Below are 20241 nucleotides of genomic sequence, written 5' to 3'. Positions count from 1 at the left end.
CAACTATTGGCGAAGCAAGGCTGCCCCTCCGAACTTGCGACTGCCTTATCGAGGCAATTCGTCGAGGCAAGCCAAGGGTTTCCGACAGTCAGTAAGTCGTCAAGAGCGCTATGGGATAACTACCAGGTTGGAAATCTAGGGACTGGCGTTTCCGGGTTTTCATTACGCGAACCCTCGAAGGCATCCTGAAGGGCTTCACCAAAGGCCATCCAGCAGATTGCGAATTCTTCGTGAGCAAACCGAGGAGGCAGTCGAATGAATTCAATCAGTAACCATGTGACTCGCGGAACCCCTGATAATTGTGGTACTCGATCCATTCCACCACATCGTAAGGAACGTAAAGCTGCTGCTTTGCGCGAGAGATTGCGATGTACACGGCACAGATTCTCTGATCGAACTCATAAGCATCCTTGAACTTCACGTTGGTGAGCAACTCAGGCGTCAGCAGGACCTGATTGAACTCCATCCCCCCCGCCTCTTCTGCCATCATCAACATGCAGCGCTTACCAGAGCGACCGACCATCCTGTTCAATCGGGTCAAATCAGCAACCTTAAAGCCTTTTTCCAGCTCAGCCTCCACCCATAGAAACGACTCATCGAACAGGTTGGCGACCCGTACCTGCTGCCAATCGGACATGTCGTTGAAGTAGGGGTGCGGCCCCATTTCACTGTGTTCAGGATTGTAGAAATCCGGCTTGAACAATGCGATAGCAGTGCTCATGAAATGCCTGAGATCGTCCTGTGCCTTTTTGTCCGACAAACTGAACGCGCAGTTGGAGTCGTGCAGGTGAATGGCCCACTTTGCCGTATCCCACGGAGACGCAGTCAGCACCACACAACCTTCAGGCGGCACGAAGCCCTCGGGATACATTTCAATGCCAACATCAGCATTACGAGCACCTTCAAAGGGGACCTTACCCTTCTGAGAATGCAAGGATATCAAGGGATTGAGTAGTCGCTCGACATTGCGCCCAGAGCGCACGGAGTAGCTGACATTACTTTGCCGAACGTCGCGCTTTCTTTGAACCTGCACACTGCCTGCTTGCTGATACTCGTCCCCCAGGGTTATCAACACCTGACGCCCCCGTTCGATAATCTGCAAAAGCGACTCGGGAACGTCCTGACTTTCGTCAATGAGTACATGCGTATAACGAGCAGGCACCACGCAGCCCGCTAGGCTCGCCCGCTTTATCGTTAGCAATGCCTCGAACCCGGTCTGGCTACCCCAACCTGGGTTTGCCTCAAGATAACTCCATAACCGGCTCGAATACTCAAGAAGCACCTTGGCATCTAGGTTGGATAAGGGCTGCTTGAAATGAGGCAGATGCTTGGCCGACAGACTATATCCCCTGGAGCGGCAAAAACCCTCGATCACCTTGAGGCAAACATCAAGGGTCGCTTGCGCGTCGTAGCTACGAAAACCGAGGATATTCAGCTCCTCCGCTAGCGTCTGCTTGCCTGGGATCCTGGCAGGCGTAATTGCGGGTTGAGTCCTGGGGCCATGCAGTAGTCTTTGCGCAAAGCTCCCAAACGTCCAACCTGCTTTCCTATCACGCGCCCCTCCCATGCGCTCACGGAGGGCCTCCAGTTTCCCGGGCGTGTGCGCCAGTAATAACGTTTTATCCGGCCGCAGATACTCCATTAAGGCACCAAGCATGTGGCTCTTGCCTATCCCCGCGTAACCCTGAACATGCAGGTCTTCGTCTAAATTTGCGCGAAAAATCCTGACCAGCTTGTCTTGCGCAGCGCTCAGCCAACGCTCGCGATGTATGGGTGTAACCACCTGCTCGCTGAATGGGTGATTACTTCTGCGATGGCGGACCTTGTACGCTACATCCCACTTACCATCTGGCAGCAGGTAATCCTTCGCCGATACTTCATCAGCTAGAAGAAAGCGCAGATTCAAGCCTTTGACGGCGTTCAGACCGAAGTACAACTTCCGTGGATCGAACAACCGCTGCGCTTCTGATAACAACCCTGAAGCCGCTGACCGTCGGGAATCGACCGCCCACGCAATGAGTTTGGACAAAACGGTCTCAGCCGCACCAGAGTTGAGGTCTTTCTCTGCTGCCTGAGCTAGATTCTGGATAACCAACACTGCCGCCAGTTCTGGATCAGTCAAGGCATTAAGTGCGCCTACACCCTCGATAGCCAACAAGCCAGCACAGGTTTCCTCTGTGATGGGCAAGAACACAGGGCCAGATAAATCAAAATGTTCCGGGAGCATAAAACCTCATAGACAAGAAAGAACAGGACTAATCACAAGATCAATCCCGGTCATACTCTTCGCTCATATCGGGGCCATCCCCTTCATCCTCCTCATCGGAATCCAGTGCCCACGGTGCAATCCTTTCAACTACTCGCCTGACATTATTCTGAATGGGCAAAGAGCTACGGACGTCGTTAAGCCAGCCCAACTCAACCAATCTGGAACGCACCAAAGATATAGGCGCACCGAGACTGATACTTAAATCCACGAGCAGCTGGTGCACAGTGGAGATGTTGCAATGCTGATGGTCGATATAGATGAGCCCGTGCCCACGGCATTTAACATCGTGATGCTTAAGCAGCGGTACCAAATGGTCCGCCAAGGTTTCGGCCGCCATCCATTGCAATTGCACAACCTTTTCTTCGCTTGCGTCACCCATTACTGAGCGCTCCCCTGAGGCCGGGCTGAAAGCAATAGCCATCCAATGCGCCCGACACACCTACAAAGTAGAACCTATGTTCGCCCATCAACACAGCCCCCATCACATCGACCAGTCCTTGAAACCCGATGACTGTCACTTCGAACAGTCTATGCTTGCCCCCCGCAACACTATACGCCAAGTTCAAGACCATCCTGTTCGACGGGATGTCCAACCCAAAGGTGTACTCCAAGGTCATCGCTCTGAAAGCTAGTCGATGACAGCAAGGGCATCTGACAGAACACACAAGCACATTTGAGCAGTATCCAACCAAAAGTGCTCTAGAATGACTCAAGGGTCACCAACTCAATTACAGGCGCCAATACATCAGGCCTGAAGTCCTTCCCATAGCGACCAAATGTGATCCCCCCCGTCTGATGCCCCAGCAACCCACCGACCAATGCCTCAGCAACGCCCTTTTGTTTCAGGTGGTCGGCCAAGGTGTGGCGGAAGCTGTGAAAGTCCTTCTTGGCAGCATCATCGCGGAAGCCTAATTGCTCACGTACCCGGGTGAACCACTTCGAAGGAGCCGCACTGTAGCCATGCTTTTTATGGCAGGTCAGCTCCGGGAATAAACGCTCACTCCCCGCCTCCCGGACCTTCTCCACATACACCAGGAACCCCAGCTCCAGAAGCTTGGAGTGAAGCGGTACAAGTCGTTCAGACGAAGCCGTTTTCAGCTTCTGGTCTGACCTTGTAGCTCGTATATGGATGCAGGCAATGCCGTCGATGGTCACTACGTCGTCGGTGTACAGCTGGCACAACTCGTTGAGCCTAGCGCCCGTGTAGAGCCCCAGGAGGGGCAGCCAATATTGATTCGGCTTTTGGCCGTGGGCCGGCGCATATGTCGCCCGGTTAAACAACAGCTTGAGGTCTTCCGCACTGAAAGCACTGCGCTCCTCGCTCACCTTACGCCGCTGACGCACGCGCAGACCATCAAACGGGTTGCGACTGCAGTAGCCCTCCCTGACCGCATACGAAAAGAAGGTCGTCAGGTTCTTCACGTAGTTGTTGAAAGTCGTCACGCTGATGGTCGTGGTCGCCTCCGCGATGGACTGCTCCAGTGGTTGGTCCGGCAACTGATGAAGTCGCGGCGGAAGCTTCAGCGCCGTCTCCCGGAACAGGTGTGCGTCCTTGCGGGTTATCTGGTCGATGGGCATGTCACCGATGATTCGGGTCAGCAGCACTGCTACCGCACGCTTGTCGTCCAGCGACTTGACCGCGACGCCCTCTCGGCGCTGCTGGACCAGTTGCTCATCCACCACAGCAAGGAAGCCGGGTGATTGCTGCACAGCCCCCTTTGCTATCACGGAAAGCGGGGCTGTAGGGGCATGTACGGTGACTGGGGGCGTTTCCCGCAAGACTTCAGGCAAAGGCATAGCGGCACCTATCAACTGCTGCTGTCGCAGCCACGACGCCCAACTAGCGAGACGCTTTCCGCCCACTTCCCAGGCCCCGCGAATGAACTCAAGCGACGGCCTAATACCCTGGAACGCTTGCGTAAACAGCCCCTGGACCTGGGCCAGAATGTCACGCCCACGAATCAGCGCCTCCCGCTTGCAGCGTGTCTGCAGGGAACGGCGGATTTCTCTTTGGGGGAACAACGGGCGAATGACATCCGGCACCACGATTCGGAAGTAATAGACCGAGTGGCGGGATAACAAAAGGTAGGACGGGATGGTCGACACGGATGTATCACTCTTTGTACCACCACGTGGAAAAGAGTGAAAAACCGTTATGAATCAGCTACTTAGGTAACTGGAGGCAACCCCACCAGCCACACCCCGGCACACAATGTTCCCGCTGTGGCTGCTTCCTTCCGGATCTGACCAGGTTCACGGGTAATCGTTGCGGGGGGACCGATGGGGTCACCATAACGACGTTCGCCTGTCGGCGAGCCGCGCCATTGTACCTATCTGAGTCGAACTTACAACCGCTCGTTGCAGATTAAAAAATCCGATGAGCTTCAAGCACTTGGATGTGTTCCGGGATACAAGCGCCATCCAACCGCCGCTACCGCCGAAGCACGCCGGTTCGCGGGGCAGGCGCTGCGCCGGATCAGGTACATCGCCCTGGCAAGCTCGCTCCTGCAGGACGGGGGATCATCCGTCCAGGGACAGCGCTTCTTCGGCGCGACCGCCTTCCTGCTGGATCACCAGGTGGATGAAGTGCAATTTGCCGATCACCGCCGGCGGCAGGATAAAGGGATAGAAATCCGGCTGTCCCATGCTGCGGGACAGTTCATTGAGCATGCCCGCCAGTTCGATCCAGGCATTGACGAAGGCCAGGAACGCCGGACCGCCGGGATGCTGCGGGTCGTAAAGACTGCTCAGGGGAAACGGCTGGTAATCGAGATCGACGTCTCGGGCACTCATGCCAAAGCCCAGGGCCGTATCCACCGCGTCCATCATGTGCAGGTAGTGAGCCCAGGTTTCCGCCCAGTCTTCCCAGGGATGCATGGTGGCGTAGGCGCTGATGTGGCTTTGCTGCCAATCACTCGGTGCGCCTTGCTCATAGTGGCGCTCCAGGGCCTGGGCATAGCTGCCTCGCTCATCGCCGAACAGGCGGCGAAACGGCTGCAGCCAGGAGCTGTCGGCAATCAGCCGATCCCAGTAGTAGTGCCCCACTTCATGTCGGAAGTGCCCGAGCAGGGTGCGATAGGGCTCACGCATCTGCGTTCGCACCTGTTCGCGATGGGCATCGTCGGCCTCCTTGATATCCAGGGTGATCAGGCCACCGGCGTGCCCGGTCATGGGCGCCCTGCCCTGGAGATCGACACCGATAAAATCGAAGGCCAGGCCCCGCTCTTCATCGTCACTCTTGGGCAGCAGTTGCAGCCCCAGGGCAAGCAACTGCGCCACCAGGCGACGCTTGGCGATTTCCACCTTGCGCCAGCGCTCAGGGTTCTCGGGGACGGACAGGTCGGGAATGGTGCGATTCAAGCGGCAGGCGATGCACAGGCTGCCTGTCAGGTGCGCGGGCAGCAGCCAGTTACAGGCCGCCGCCGTATGCAGATTGGCGCAGCGCTTGAACGCGCCGGCCTCGGGCCTGGCATCGAGCACCCAGGTTTGCGCCACAGGTCCCGGCCGCAGGGAAGACAAGCTGCCCAATTGCGGCGCATAACCGAGCACGGCCGCACAGGCCAGGCATTGGCTGTTGCGAAAGAACAGCGACTGCCCGCAGCGACAGGCCCAGAGCTTGCCGCTGCGTGAACGATCACCGACAAAGGGCGCGGCGATGCGGGAACTGAGCTGCTCGAAGAAACGGTACATGGCGCATCCTCCGTGGGGCCTGCCAAGACTAGATCATCCTGGCGGCCCCATCGTTCCCTCGGCCCGGCAGGAGCCCGCCGGCCGGTTTGCCATCACTGGCAGGTCGGCGGCCACGCATCACGCAGGGAGGGGGACACCATGCTCACTGAGAAAGGCCACGAAGGCAGCTTCGTCCAGAACCTTGAGCCCCAGCTCATTGGCCTTGGCCAGCTTGGAGCCGGCGCCGGGCCCCGCCACCACGCAGTGGGTTTTCGCCGACACGGACCCTGCCACCTTGGCCCCCAGGCTTTCCAGCTTTTCCTTGGCCACATCGCGACTCATCAGCTCCAGCGAGCCGGTGAGCACCCAGGTCTTGCCAGCCAGGGGCAGGCCTTCGACCACTTTCTTCTCACTCAGCCAGTGCATGCCAAACGCCGTGAGCTGGTCTTCAATGGCCCGGGCCAATTGGGCATTGGCCGGGTTGTCGAAGAACTCGCGCACCGCCTTGGCCTGCTTCTCCGGCAGGGCCTGGCGCATGTCCAGCCAGTCCGCGTCGATCACGCCCTGCAGGGAGCCGAACTTGTCCGCCAGCTTCTGCGCGGCTCCTGGGCCCACCGAGGGGATATTGAGCTTGTCGAGCATGCCGCCCAGGGTGGTACTGGCGGCGAACTCGGCCCCGAGCTCGCCCTGATCCTGCAGTTGCAGGCCACATTGGTCCGCGGCCAGCAAGGCACCGATCACCTGGCGGTTATGGCTGTCCTGGAAAAAGCTGTGGATCTCGTGAGCCACCTCCAGCCCCACATCCGGCAGGTAGGTCAGGACCTGCGGCAAGGCCTGCTGGACACGCTCAAGGGTGCCCAGGGAGCGCGCCAGGACCTTGGCCGTTTCCTCGCCGACATCGGGAATGCCCAGGGCATAGATGAACCGTGCCAGGGCCGGACGCTTGCTGTCCTCGATGGCCTTGAGCAGCTTGTTGCTGGAGACTTCGGCGAAGCCTTCCAGGTCGATGATCTGTTCGTACTTGAGCTGGTAAAGATCCGCGGGCGAAGCAATGAGCTGTTCGTCCACCAGTTGCTCGATGGTCTTGTCCCCCAGGCCTTCGATGTCCATGGCGCGACGGGAGACAAAGTGAATGATCGCCTGCTTGAGCTGGGCGCCGCAGGCCAGGCGACCGACACAGCGATACACCGCGCCCTCGCTCACGGTTTCCCGCCCCTTGCTGCGCTTGACCAGTTGGGTGCGCTCGACATGTGAACCACAGACCGGGCAGCTTTCGGGAATCTGCACCGGTCGGGCGTCCTGCGGACGGCGCTCGACGACCACCTGCACCACTTGCGGGATCACATCGCCGGCACGGCGGATGATCACCGTGTCGCCGATCATCAGCCCCAGCCGCGCCACTTCATCCATGTTGTGCAAGGTGGCGTTGGACACCGTCACGCCCGCCACTTTCACCGGCTTCAGACGGGCTACCGGGGTAACCGCACCGGTGCGGCCGACCTGGAACTCCACATCCAGCAGCTCGGTCAGCTCTTCCATGGCCGGAAACTTGTGGGCAATGGCCCAGCGCGGCTCGCGGGCACGGAAGCCCAGCTCGCGCTGGGAGGCGATGCTGTTGACCTTGAACACCACGCCGTCGATTTCATAGGCCAGCGCGTTGCGGCGGTCGCCGATTTCACGGTAGTAATCCAGGCACTCGTCGATGCCCTTGGCCAAACGCAACTCGCGGCTGATGGGCAGCCCCCACTGCTTGAGCTGCTGCAGATTGCCGATGTGGGTGTCGGCGATGTCGGCGCTGACCTGGCCCAGACCGTAGCAGCAGAACTCCAGGGGCCGACTGGCGGTGATCTTCGAGTCCAGCTGACGCAGGCTGCCCGCAGCGGCGTTGCGCGGGTTGGCGAAGGTCTTGCCGCCCGAAGCCAGTTGCGCCTCGTTCAATCGCTCGAAGCCGGCCTTGGACATGAAGACCTCACCCCGCACTTCCAGGGTCGCCGGCCAACCGCTGCCTTGCAGCTTGAGCGGGATGTTGCGCACGGTACGCACATTGACACTGATGTCTTCGCCCGTGGTGCCGTCGCCACGGGTGGCACCGCGCTCCAGCACGCCGTCCTGGTACAACAGGCTCACCGCCAGGCCATCGAGCTTGGGCTCGCAGCTGTACTCCACTGCGGCGCCAGCACCGAACAGGTCGCCCGCCGGCAGGTCCAGCCCCTCGACGACCCGACGATCGAATTCGCGCATGTCGACTTCTTCGAAGGCGTTGCCCAGGCTGAGCATGGGGATCTCATGGCGTACCTGGGTGAAGGCCGAGAGCGCCGCACTGCCGACCCGCTGGGTTGGAGAGTCGCTGGTGACCAGCTCTGGATGCTCGGCCTCCAGGGCCTTGAGCTCGTGGTACAGGCGGTCGTACTCGGCGTCCGGAATGCTCGGTTCGTCCAGTACGTGGTAGCGGTAGTTGTGTTGATCCAGCTCGGCGCGCAGCTCAAGAATGCGGGTTTCAGCGGCGGTCATGGGGTTCTCTCATAAAGCAAAAGAGCAGCCTAGGCTGCTCGATCTGAAATGGGGGCGTGGGCCTCGCTGGCAAGCCAGCGCCTGTACAAGCCAGCTCCTGAGGAAGGAGCTGGCTGTTGAAGCTTAGCGCTTTTGGGTCAGGGCGCGACGTTCGAACTCGACGATGCGCTGACGGTAGTGCTCGATGGTCTGGGCAGTCAGAACGCTGCGCTGATCATCCTTGAGCTCACCATTGAGCTCCTGGGACAGCTTGCGCGCCGCGGCCACCATCACATCGAACGCCTGTTTCGGGTGACGCGGGCCTGGCAAGCCGAGGAAGAAGCTCACTGCCGGGGTGCTGAAGTGGTCGATATCGTCCAGGTCGAACACCCCCGGCTTGACGGCGTTGGCCATGGAGAACAGCACTTCGCCGTTGCCGGCCATGCTTTCGTGACGGTGGAAAATATCCATCTCGCCAAACCGCAGGCCGCTTTCGAGGATGTTCTGCAGCAACGCCGGGCCCTTGAAACCGGCGGCATCACGGCAGATCACGCTGATCACCAGCACCTCTTCGGCTTGCGGCTGCTCTTTGTCGCCGTGACTGGCCGCCTTGTTGCCTTCCTCAGCCGGGAAGTCATCGTCGCGGCTGCTGAAGCTTGGGCCGTTGTCCAGGTCCAGATCCAGGTTGAGGTCGCCCTGGTGAGGCTCGCCGCCACGCTTGCCGCGCTTGGAAGACGAACTCTCCCGAGGCTCGCGGGCCGACATGCTCACCGACGGCAGGTCATGCTCGTCCAGTTGTGGCTCTTTATGAGTATCCAGCACCCGGGGCGGACCCAGGAGTTCGGCACTGCCTTCGTCATCCGGCAGGTTGGACAGACTTCGATCAAGACGGAACTTCAACTTCCCCTTGCCGCCGCGCATACGCCGCCAGCCATCAAAAAGAATACCGGCGATAACAATAATGCCGATGACGATCAGCCACTCGCGCAGACCGATTTCCATGTAATCCCGTGCCTCTATGAAAAATGCTGAAAAATAAGGGGTTTACAATCTGCAAACCGCTTTAAAACGTGGCGCCAACTCTATGTTCTGAATGGCGTTTTGCCCACGCATAGGAAAAATTGACATTAAACTAGCACGACCAAAGGCAACTTTACACCGTCTGTCGCAACGGTTACGGCCAATATGCCGGCTGGCCAGGTTGGCAAAAGGGAAAATTCCCCGACTTGCCCCCAACTAGCGCCTCAGTCGCACGGACTCAAGCGTCCACCATCGCCATCGCCTCCTCGACATCCACGGCTACCAGGCGCGAACATCCGGGTTCGTGCATCGTCACACCCATTAACTGATCAGCCATTTCCATAGCGATCTTGTTGTGGGTGATATAGATGAACTGCACTGTCTGCGACATTTCTTTAACCAATCTTGCGTAGCGTCCAACGTTAGCGTCATCCAGCGGGGCGTCAACTTCGTCGAGCATGCAGAACGGCGCCGGATTCAACTTGAAGATGGCAAATACCAGGGCCAATGCAGTCAATGCCTTTTCGCCACCCGAGAGCAAATGAATGGTGCTGTTCTTCTTCCCCGGAGGACGAGCCATGATCGTTACCCCTGTATCGAGTAGATCTTCGCCCGTCAGTTCCAAATAAGCGCTGCCCCCACCGAAAACTTTTGGAAAGAGTGCCTGCAGACCGCCGTTGATCTGATCAAAGGTATCTTTGAAGCGATTACGGGTTTCCTTGTCGATCTTGCGGATCACGTTTTCCAGGGTTTCCAGGGCCTCCACCAGGTCGGCATCCTGGGCATCCAGATAGCGCTTGCGCTCGGACTGCTGCTGGTACTCGTCGATGGCCGCGAGGTTGATCGCGCCCAGGCGCTGGATCCGCGCGGCAATACGCTCCAGTTCCTCTTCGGCGGCCTGTTCGCTGGCTTCCGCGGTCAGGGTCGCCAGCACGCCGTCGAGGTCATAGCCATCAGCCAGTAGCTGCTCCTGCAAGGTCTTGCGGCGCACGGTCAGGGCTTGCCACTCCATACGCTGCTGTTCCAGCTGACCGCGAATCAGCTGCGATTGCTGCTCGGCCTGGTTACGGCGCTTCTCGGCGTCACGCAGCTCGCGGTCGGCATCTTCCAGGGCGATCTGCGCAGTCTTGAGTTCGACATCCACGGTCATGCGCTTTTCCAGCAGCTCTTCGAGCTTGAGACGCAACTCCTCCAGAGGCGCCTCCCCCTCCTCCAGATTGAGGCTGAGCTGCTCGCGCTTTTCGGTCAGGCGCTCGGATTGCAGCTCCAGGCGCTCCAGGGCCTGACGAGTGGAGTCGTGCTGGGCTTTGAGGGAGCCCATGCGGACTGCCAGTTGATGAGCGTGATCCTTGTGCTGACGCGCCTCCTGGCGCACCCGATCAAGGCGCTCGCGCAGGCTGTCGCGCTGGGCCAGCAGCAGCTCACGCTGCTCGGTATCCAGGGCCATGCTGTCGAGGGCTTCCTGCAACTGCAGGCGCGCCTCGCCGACCTGTTCGTGCTCCAGCTCACGCTGCTCACCCAGCTCGATCAGCTCTTCATCAAGACGGGTGCGCCGCAGGTTCAGTTGTTCGGCCTTGGCCTTGCCGGCGGACAGCTTGGCTTTCAATTCACCCTGCTGGCGGGCTTCGTCCTGCAACAGGCGGCGCAGATGTTCACGACCGTTCTCCTGCTGACGCTGCTGGGCCCGCAGGTTGAGCAACTGGCTTTCCAGGGCCTCGACACTGGCTTCGCGCTCATCGCGCTCCAGAGTCAGTTGCTGGATTTCCTGGCCCCGCGCCAACACGCCACTTTCCGCTTCGCTGGCGCGACGCACCCGCAAAAAATGCCGGCCAACCCAGTAGCCATCACGGCTGATCAGGCTCTGTCCGGCACTCAGTTGCCCACGCAAGGCCAGGGCCTGTTCCAGGCTGTCCACCGGCTTGACCTGGCCCAGCCAGGGCGCCAGATCGACCTGGGATTCAACCTTGTCCAGCAGGCTGCCAGGCATGCGCGAAACATCCCCTTGCAGGCTCAGCAGACGCAGATCGCCCTGCTGAAAACCGGCCAGATCGATGCCGGAAAAATCGTCCACCAACACCGCTTGCAGATCGGCGCCTAGCACGGTTTCCACCGCCAGTTCCCAACCCGGTTCCACGTGCATGCCATCGGCCAGGCGCGGACGCTCGGCCAACTGCTGCTCGCGCAACCATTGCGCGGTACCGGTGCCCGGGTCGAGTGCCGCTTGCTGCAAGGCCTCCAGGGAAGCCAGGCGACCATTGAGCCGCTGCAGTTCACCCTGGGCCTGCTGCTGAGCCTGGGTGGCCTGCTGCAATTGCTGACGCAGCTGTTCCAGGCGCTCGACCTGTGACTCTTCGCTGGCCTGCAGGTCTTCCAGGGTCGCTTCGCTGGCGGCCAGTTGCTCGTTGAGTTCGAGAATCGCCGCATCTTCCGGGTCCGCCGAGAGCAGCTCGCGCTCCTCGGCCAGACGCCGCTGACGCTCGGACAGGCGCTCCATGCTGCCTTCGAGCTGCTGGATGCGCGACTGCTGCACTTCAGCCTGGCGTCGCGGCTCGGCGGAACTCAGGTTGAAGGCGTCCCACTGCTCCTGCCAGCCGTGCATGGTGGTTTCGGCTTCTTCCAGGGTCGCGGCTGCTTCCTCGGCCGCGGCGGCGGTGACTTCCTGCTCGGGTTCGAGCATGGCCAGCTCTTCCCCCAGGGTCGCCAGCAAGGTGCGGTCGTGGCCCAGGTGGGACTCGGTCTCCAGGCGCGCGCGCTCGGCTTCCTTGAGGTCGTCCTGCAACTGCCGCAGACGCTGCTGCCCATGCTGGATGCTCTGCTCGACCCGGGCGATATCGCCGCCCACCGAATAGAAGCGCCCCTGCACCAGATTGAAGCGTTCGGACAGTTCGTGATGCCCATCGCGAAAGCGCTCAATGGCGGCATCGGCGTTGCGCTGCTCGGCCACCAGCGCCTCGAAGCTGACTTCCTGGCTGCCGATCACCGACTCGCGCTGGCCCACCTGCTCATTCAATGCCTGCCAGCGCAGGGCCGACAGCTGCGCCTTGAGCTGACGCTCCTCGGCCTTGTATTCCTGATACTTCTCGGCGGCCTGGGCCTGGCGATGCAAGCGTTCGAGCTGGCGCTCCAGCTCTTCGCGCAGGTCGGTCAGACGGGCGAGGTTCTCATGGGTGCGGCGGATGCGGTTTTCCGTTTCGCGCCGACGCTCCTTGTACTTGGAGATGCCTGCGGCTTCTTCGATGAAGTTGCGCAGGTCCTCGGGCTTGGCCTCGATCAGCTTGGAGATCATGCCCTGCTCGATGATCGAGTAGCTGCGCGGCCCCAGGCCGGTGCCAAGGAAGATATCGGTGATGTCCCGACGGCGGCACTTGGCGCCGTTGAGGAAATAGCTGTTCTGGCTGTCGCGGGTCACCTTGCGGCGGATGGAGATTTCCGCATAGGCCGCGTACTCCCCCACCAGGGTGCCGTCGGAGTTGTCGAACACCAGTTCGATGCTGGCCTGGCTCACCGGCTTGCGGCTGGTGGAGCCGTTGAAGATGACGTCGGTCATCGACTCGCCACGCAGGTTCTTCGCCGAACTCTCGCCCATCACCCAGCGCACGGCGTCGATGATGTTCGACTTGCCGCAGCCATTGGGCCCGACCACCGCCGCCATGTTACTGGGGAAGTTCACCGTGGTCGGATCGACGAAGGACTTGAATCCCGCCAGCTTGATGCACTTGAGTCGCACGTTTACGCATCCGCCAACGCAGACACCACCAGATCGCTGCTGCGCTGGGCGTAGGCCGTCAACACCTGGCGGATCTCCGGCAGATCACGAGCCAGTACCGCAGCCAGCAACTGTTCGAACAGCGCCAGGTACTCGCTCATCGAAGCCTTGCGCTGCTCCAGTGCCAGGTAATAGGCCCGGCTCATCGCCGGCTGCAGGTTCTCGACGGTTTCCTGCAGGTACGGGTTGTTGGCAAAGGGATAGGCCGCCCGCATCACGCTGAAGCTGTCTTCGACGAAGGCGCGGATGTCCTGGCGCTCGTAGGCACTCTCCAGACGCTGCTGGATCTGCAGGAACGGCGCCATGTCGCTCTGCTGCACCCAGCCGCTAGCCACGGAATTGCCCAGCAGGATGTACAGCTCGCTCATCAGGGTGCACAGGCTGCGGACCTTGTGCTCGGTGAGCTCGGTCACATGCGCGCCGCGACGCGGCAGGATGGCGATCAGATGGCGACGCTCGAGAATCAGCAAGGCCTCGCGGACCGAACCACGGCTGACATTGAGGGCCAAGGTGACCTTCTGTTCCTGGATACGCTCCCCAGGCTTGAGATCCCCGCGAATGATACGTTCGGCGAGGTGGTGAGCAATCTGCTCGGCGAGGCTGTCCGGCGCCTTGAACGTCATGGTTTTCCTTCAAAATCTTTAAACGGCACAAGCGGCGAAGTGTAGCGCAATTGCTACATCATCGCGGAGTGCCTCGACAGGGGAATTTGGCATGAAACAAGCAGAAGGATGCCAATCAAGGGGTTTCTCGAATGCCGTTCATACTTGGAATGTTGAGCATGGAAAATTCCTGACCTGAAAGTCAGAAAATCGTTGACCGAAAAGTCAGACATGACTAAATTCGGCTCAGTTCGCTTAACAACAATAAAGAGTCTGCGAGGCCTTCCGTGATCCAGTTTTTATTCAACCAGGAACTCCGTAGCGAGCACGCCCTGGACCCGAACCTCACCGTGCTCAACTACCTGCGCGAGCACCTGGGCAAATCCGGCACCAAGGAAGGCTGCGCCAGCGGCGACTGCGGCGCCTGCACCGTGGTGGTGGGCGAGTTGCAGACGGATGCGCAAGGCCGCGAAAGCATCCGCTATCGCAGCCTCAACTCGTGCCTGACCTTCGTCTCCTCCCTGCACGGCAAGCAACTGATCAGCGTCGAGGGCCTCAAGCACCAGGGGCAACTGCACAGCGTGCAGCAGGCCATGGTCGACTGCCACGGCTCGCAATGCGGCTTCTGTACCCCGGGCTTCGTCATGTCGCTGTTCGCCCTGCAAAAAAACAGCAGCCAGCCCGACGCCCACAAGGCCCATGAAGCCCTGGCCGGCAACCTGTGCCGCTGCACCGGCTACCGGCCGATCCTCGCTGCCGCCGAGCAGGCCTGCTGCGGCGGGCAGAGCGACCAGTTCGACGCGCGCCAGGCCGAGACCATCAGCCGCCTCAAGGCCATCGCCCCCAAGGACACCGGCGAGCTCAACAGCGGCGACAAGCGCTGCCTGGTGCCGTTGACCGTAGCCGACCTGGCCGACCTCTACGACGCCTATCCACAAGCGCGGTTGCTGGCCGGCGGCACCGACCTGGCCCTGGAAGTGACCCAGTTCCACCGCACCCTGCCGGTGATGATCTACGTCGGCAACATTGCCGAGATGAAGCGCATCGAACGCTTTGACGATCGTCTGGAAATCGGCGCCGCCACCGCCCTCACCGACTGCTACGACGCCTTGTGTGCCGAATACCCGGACTTCGGCGAATTGCTGCAACGCTTCGCCTCGCTGCAGATCCGCAACCAGGGCACCCTGGGCGGCAATATCGGCAACGCCTCGCCCATCGGCGACTCGCCGCCGCTGCTGATTGCCCTCGGCGCGCAGATCGTTCTGTGCAAGGGCGAAGTGCGGCGCACCCTGGCCCTGGAAGACTATTTCATCGACTACCGGGTCACCGCCCGCCAGGAAAGCGAATTCATCGAGAAGATCATCGTGCCCCGGGCCAGCGCCGAGCGACTGTTCCGCGCCTACAAGGTGTCCAAGCGCCTGGACGATGATATTTCCGCGGTCTGCGCCGCCTTCAACCTGCGCATCGACAACGGCGTGGTCAGCGATGCGCGCATCGCCTTCGGCGGCATGGCGGCCATTCCCAAGCGCGCCCGTAGCTGTGAAGCGGCGCTGCTGGGCGCGCCCTGGAACCAGACCACGGTCGAACGCGCCTGTGCCGCGCTGGCGCAGGATTTCACACCGCTTTCGGACTTTCGAGCAAGCAAGGAATACCGCCTGTTGAGCGCACAGAACCTGCTGCGCAAATACTTCATCGAACTGCAAACACCGCACATCGAAACCCGGGTGACCGCTCATGTCTAATCATCACAAGGTCGAGAAGACTCAAGCCGAACTGACCGCCCTGTTTCAACAGGACCTGAGCACCGGCGTCGGCCGCAGCGTCAAGCACGACAGTGCCGACAAGCACGTGTCCGGTGAGGCCGTGTACATCGATGACCGCCTGGAATTCCCCAATCAGTTGCACGTCTACGCGCGGCTGTCTGACCGGGCTCACGCCAAGGTCATCAGCATCGACACCGGCCCCTGCTACGCCTTCGAGGGCGTGCGCATCGCCATAACCCACGAAGACATTCCCGGCCTCAAGGACATCGGCCCGCTGCTGCCCGGCGACCCGCTGCTGGCCATCGACACCGTGCAGTTCGTCGGCCAGCCGGTGCTGGCGGTTGCCGCCCGTGACCTGGAAACCGCGCGCAAGGCGGCCATGGCCGCGGTCATCGAGTACGAGGACCTGGAGCCGGTACTGGATGTGGTGGAAGCCCTGCGCAAGCGCCACTTCGTGCTGGACAGCCACACCCATCAGCGCGGCGACTCGGCCGGCGCCCTGGCCAGCGCCGAACACCGTATCCAGGGCACCCTGCATATCGGCGGCCAGGAGCATTTCTACCTGGAAACCCAGATTTCCTCGGTAATGCCCACCGAGGACGGCGGCATGATCGTCTACTGCTCGACCCAGAACCCCACCGAAGTACAGAAGCTGGTGGCGGAAGTGCTCGACGTGTCGATGAACAAGATCGTGGTCGACATGCGTCGCATGGGCGGCGGTTTCGGTGGCAAGGAAACCCAGGCCGCCAGCCCCGCCTGCCTCTGCGCGGTGATTGCCCGCCTCACCGGCCAGCCGACCAAGATGCGCCTGCCGCGGGTCGAAGACATGCTGATGACCGGCAAGCGCCACCCCTTCTACATCGAATACGACGTGGGCTTCGACAGCCACGGGCGCCTGCACGGCATCCAGCTGGAACTGGCCGGCAACTGCGGCTGCTCGCCGGACCTCTCGGCGTCCATCGTCGACCGGGCGATGTTTCACGCCGACAACGCCTACTACCTGGGCGACGCCACCATCAACGGCCATCGCTGCAAGACCAACACCGCGTCGAACACCGCCTACCGCGGCTTCGGCGGCCCGCAAGGCATGGTCGCCATCGAGGAAGTGATGGACGCCATCGCCCGCCACCTGCACCTGGACCCGCTGGCGGTGCGCAAGGCCAACTACTACGGCAAGACCGAACGCAACGTCACCCACTACTACCAGACCGTCGAGCACAACATGCTCGAGGAAATGACCGCCGAACTGGAAGCCAGCAGCCAGTACGCGGAACGCCGCGAAGCCATCCGCCTGTACAACGCCAATAGCCCGGTCCTGAAAAAGGGCCTGGCGCTGACCCCGGTAAAGTTCGGCATCTCCTTCACCGCCAGCTTCCTCAACCAGGCCGGAGCGCTGATCCACGTCTACACCGACGGCAGCATCCACCTGAACCACGGCGGCACGGAAATGGGCCAGGGCCTGAACACCAAGGTGGCGCAAGTGGTGGCCGAGGTGTTCCAGGTGGACATCGGGCGGGTACAGATCACCGCCACCAACACCGACAAGGTGCCCAACACCTCGCCTACCGCCGCGTCCAGTGGCGCCGACCTCAACGGCAAGGCCGCGCAGAATGCCGCGCAGACCATCAAGAACCGCCTGGTGGAATTCGCCGCGCGCAAGTATCAGGTCAGCGAGGAAGACGTGGAGTTCCACAACGGCCACGTGCGGGTTCGCGAGCAAATCCTGACCTTCGAGGAACTGATCCAGCAGGCCTATTTCGGCCAGGTGTCGCTGTCCAGCACCGGCTTCTACAAGACCCCGAAGATCTACTACGACCGCGCCCAGGCCCGGGGCCGGCCGTTCTACTACTACGCCTTCGGCGCCGCCTGTGCCGAAGTGATCGTCGATACCCTGACCGGCGAGTACAAGATGCTGCGCACCGACATCCTGCATGACGTCGGCGCCTCGCTGAACCCGGCCATCGACATCGGCCAGGTCGAGGGCGGCTACATCCAGGGCATGGGCTGGCTGACCACCGAGGAGCTGGTGTGGAACGCCAAGGGCAAGCTGATGACCTGCGGCCCGGCCAGCTACAAGATCCCGGCGGTGGCGGACATGCCTGCGGACCTGAGGGTCAAGCTGGTGGAAAACCGCAAGAACCCGGAAGACACGGTGTTCCACTCCAAGGCCGTGGGCGAACCGCCGTTCATGCTCGGCATTGCCGCCTGGTGCGCGATCAAGGACGCGGTGGCTAGCCTCGGCGACTACCGTCACCAGCCCCAGATCGATGCACCGGCGACTCCCGAGCGGGTGTTGTGGGGCTGCGAGCAGATGCGCCGCTTGCAGGTGAGCAGGGGCACGGATCAGCACGTCGAGCTGGCACCGCTGTAATGGCCGCCGCGGGCTGGCCCGCTCCTGCAACAGCCGTGGGAGCGGGCCTGCCGGCAAAAGACTCGGACAGACCACCAAGATGTCGAGGTGAACATGTACAACTGGATCAGCGCCCTCGCCGACCTGCAGACCCAGGGAGAGCCCTGCGTGCTGGTGACCATCATCGAAGAACTCGGTTCGACGCCGCGCAATGCCGGCTCAAAGATGGTCGTCAGCGCCACTCGGGCGTTCGACACCATCGGCGGCGGCCACCTGGAATACAAGGCCATGCAGATCGCCCGGGAGATGATCGCCGCCGGCAAGCAGGCCACCCACCTGGAGCGCTTCAGCCTTGGCGCCAGCCTTGGCCAATGCTGCGGCGGTGCCACGGTGCTGCTGTTCGAGCCCATGGGCCAGGTACAGGCGCAGATCGCCGTGTTCGGCGCCGGACACGTCGGCCGCGCCCTGGTGCCGCTACTGGCGAGCCTGCCTTGCCGGGTGCGCTGGATCGATTCCCGGGAACAGGAGTTCCCGGAACAGATTCCCCCGGGCGTGCACAAGATCGTCAGCGAAGAGCCGGTGGAAGAAATCGACAACCTGCCTCCTGGCAGCTACTGCATCGTCATGACCCATAATCATCAACTGGACCTGGAGCTGACCGCCGCCCTGCTCAAGCGCAACGACTTTGCCTATTTCGGCCTGATCGGCTCGAAGACCAAACGGGTCAAGTTCGAACACCGCCTGCGCGACCGCGGTTTCGACGCCGCCACCCTGCAACGCATGCGTTGCCCGATGGGCCTGGGCGAAGTCAAAGGCAAGTTGCCTGTGGAAATCGCCATCTCCATCGCCGGTGAGATCATTGCCACCTATAACGCCCATTTCGGCCAGCCCAGCGCCAGCGCCGAACCCATTGCCAAACTGCTGCCGGCTTCGCGCCGCAGTCAGGCTTCGAACTGAAACGCCACACACCGAGAATCCCCATGCCTTTAACTCGCAAAGCCTACCGAGCCGCCATCCTGCACAGCATCGCCGACCCGGCCGAAGTCGGCATCGAAGCCTCCTACGAGTATTTCGAAGACGGCCTGCTGGTGGTCGAGGACGGCCGGATCAGCGCCCTCGGCCACGCCAGCGAACTGCTGGCCAACCTGCCCGCCCAGGTGCAGGTCGAGCACTATCCGGATGCCCTGATCACCCCCGGCTTCATCGACACCCATATCCACCTGCCCCAGACCGGCATGGTCGGTGCCTACGGCGAGCAACTGCTGGACTGGCTGAACACCTACACCTTCCCCTGCGAAAGCCAGTTCGCCGACCAGGCCCACGCCGATGAAGTGGCGGACATTTTCATCAAGGAACTGCTGCGCAACGGCACCACCACCGCCCTGGTGTTCGGCAGCGTGCACCCGCAGTCGGTCAACGCATTCTTCGAAGCCGCCGAGAAACTCGACCTGCGGATGATCGCCGGCAAAGTGATGATGGACCGCAACGCCCCGGACTACCTGACCGACACCGCCGAATCCGGCTACCAGGAAAGCAAGGCGCTGATCGAGCGCTGGCACGGCAAGGGCCGCCTGCACTACGCCGTCACTCCACGCTTCGCGCCGACCAGTACCCCGGAGCAACTGACCCTGGCCGGCCAGTTGCTGACCGAGTACCCCGACCTCTACATGCAGACCCACATCAGTGAAAACCTGCAGGAAATCGAATGGGTCAAGGCACTGTTCCCGGAGCGCAAGGGCTACCTCGACGTCTACGACCACTACCAGTTGCTGGGTGAGCGTTCGGTGTTCGCCCACGGTGTGCACCTGTGCGACGAGGAATGCGCACGCCTGGCGCAGACCGGCTCGGCCGTGGCCTTCTGCCCGACCTCGAACTTCTTCCTCGGCAGCGGCCTGTTCAACCTGCCGATGGCGGAAAAGCACAAGCTCAACGTCGGCCTGGGCACCGACGTCGGTGGCGGCACCAGCTTCTCGCTGCTGCAGACCCTCAACGAGGCCTACAAGGTCATGCAATTGCAAGGCGCGCGCCTGAGCCCGTTCAAGTCGCTGTACCTGGCAACCCTGGGCGGCGCCCGGGCCCTGCGTCTGGAGGACAAGATCGGCACCCTGCACCCGGGCACCGACGCCGACTTCGTGGTCCTCGATTACCACGCCACACCGCTGCTCAGCTACCGCCTGAAGCAGGCCAAGAGCATCGCCGAAACCCTGTTCGTGCTGATGACCCTGGGGGATGACCGCACCGTGCTGCAGACCTACGCCGCCGGCCGGCAGGTGCACCAGCGCTGACCTTGCGAAAATGAAAATCCCCTGTTC

At 61.4% G+C, this 20241-nt stretch carries 12 protein-coding genes and 1 other RNA gene; 4 read left to right on the top strand and 9 right to left on the bottom strand.

What is annotated here, in order from left to right:
* Window positions 1-265: 265 nt before the first annotated feature.
* From PST29_RS09840 to PST29_RS09795, 9 genes are all read right to left on the bottom strand, one after another.
* Complete coding sequence (locus PST29_RS09840) at window positions 266-2227, bottom strand: hypothetical protein (RefSeq protein ID WP_060842946.1); 1962 nt, start codon at window positions 2225-2227, stop codon at window positions 266-268.
* A 40-nt stretch (window positions 2228-2267) separates the two neighbouring features.
* Window positions 2268-2690: a hypothetical protein gene (locus PST29_RS09835; RefSeq protein ID WP_159426273.1), complete on the bottom strand. Its 423-nt coding sequence runs from the start codon at window positions 2688-2690 to the stop codon at window positions 2268-2270.
* 278 nt (window positions 2691-2968) lie between these two features.
* Window positions 2969-4375 carry a site-specific integrase gene (locus PST29_RS09825; protein WP_060842943.1) on the bottom strand — a complete coding sequence of 469 codons (1407 nt, stop codon included), beginning with the start codon at window positions 4373-4375 and terminating at the stop codon, window positions 2969-2971.
* Between the two features lie 80 nt (window positions 4376-4455).
* Window positions 4456-4552, bottom strand: an RNA gene (gene ffs / locus PST29_RS09820) — signal recognition particle sRNA small type.
* A gap of 237 nt (window positions 4553-4789) precedes the next feature.
* Complete coding sequence (locus tag PST29_RS09815; RefSeq protein ID WP_060842942.1) at window positions 4790-5959, bottom strand: zinc-binding metallopeptidase family protein; 1170 nt, start codon at window positions 5957-5959, stop codon at window positions 4790-4792.
* A 117-nt stretch (window positions 5960-6076) separates the two neighbouring features.
* Window positions 6077-8449 (bottom strand): NAD-dependent DNA ligase LigA, encoded by a 2373-nt coding sequence (gene ligA, locus PST29_RS09810; protein ID WP_060842941.1) that lies wholly within the window; start codon window positions 8447-8449, stop codon window positions 6077-6079.
* Between the two features lie 123 nt (window positions 8450-8572).
* Window positions 8573-9430 carry a cell division protein ZipA gene (gene zipA / locus PST29_RS09805; protein WP_060842940.1) on the bottom strand — a complete coding sequence of 286 codons (858 nt, stop codon included), beginning with the start codon at window positions 9428-9430 and terminating at the stop codon, window positions 8573-8575.
* A 256-nt stretch (window positions 9431-9686) separates the two neighbouring features.
* Window positions 9687-13175 carry a chromosome segregation protein SMC gene (gene smc, locus PST29_RS09800; RefSeq protein WP_060842939.1) on the bottom strand — a complete coding sequence of 1163 codons (3489 nt, stop codon included), beginning with the start codon at window positions 13173-13175 and terminating at the stop codon, window positions 9687-9689.
* Window positions 13176-13177: 2 nt separating this feature from the next.
* On the bottom strand, window positions 13178-13837 hold the full coding sequence (locus PST29_RS09795) for a GntR family transcriptional regulator (protein WP_060838310.1): 660 nt from the start codon (window positions 13835-13837) through the stop codon (window positions 13178-13180).
* A gap of 266 nt (window positions 13838-14103) precedes the next feature.
* Here PST29_RS09795 and xdhA point away from each other — a divergent pair, with 266 nt between their 5' ends.
* The 4 genes from xdhA to guaD all read left to right on the top strand — a co-directional run bounded on the left by xdhA (window position 14104) and on the right by guaD (window position 20214).
* Complete coding sequence (gene xdhA, locus PST29_RS09790) at window positions 14104-15558, top strand: xanthine dehydrogenase small subunit (RefSeq protein WP_060842938.1); 1455 nt, start codon at window positions 14104-14106, stop codon at window positions 15556-15558.
* Window positions 15551-17950, top strand: a complete 2400-nt coding sequence (gene xdhB / locus PST29_RS09785) for a xanthine dehydrogenase molybdopterin binding subunit (protein ID WP_060842937.1) — start codon at window positions 15551-15553, stop codon at window positions 17948-17950. Before xdhA ends, xdhB begins: the two co-directional genes overlap by 8 nt.
* A gap of 93 nt (window positions 17951-18043) precedes the next feature.
* Complete coding sequence (gene xdhC, locus PST29_RS09780; RefSeq protein ID WP_060842936.1) at window positions 18044-18886, top strand: xanthine dehydrogenase accessory protein XdhC; 843 nt, start codon at window positions 18044-18046, stop codon at window positions 18884-18886.
* A 23-nt stretch (window positions 18887-18909) separates the two neighbouring features.
* A complete protein-coding gene (gene guaD, locus PST29_RS09775; protein ID WP_060842935.1) occupies window positions 18910-20214 on the top strand; it encodes a guanine deaminase in 1305 nt (434 codons plus the stop codon).
* Window positions 20215-20241: the final 27 nt, after the last annotated feature.

Source organism: Pseudomonas sp. St29 (assembly GCF_001547915.1).
Lineage (GTDB): Bacteria > Pseudomonadota > Gammaproteobacteria > Pseudomonadales > Pseudomonadaceae > Aquipseudomonas.
Note: the sequence above shows the minus strand (reverse complement) of the source record. Positions and strands in the feature narration are given on the sequence as shown.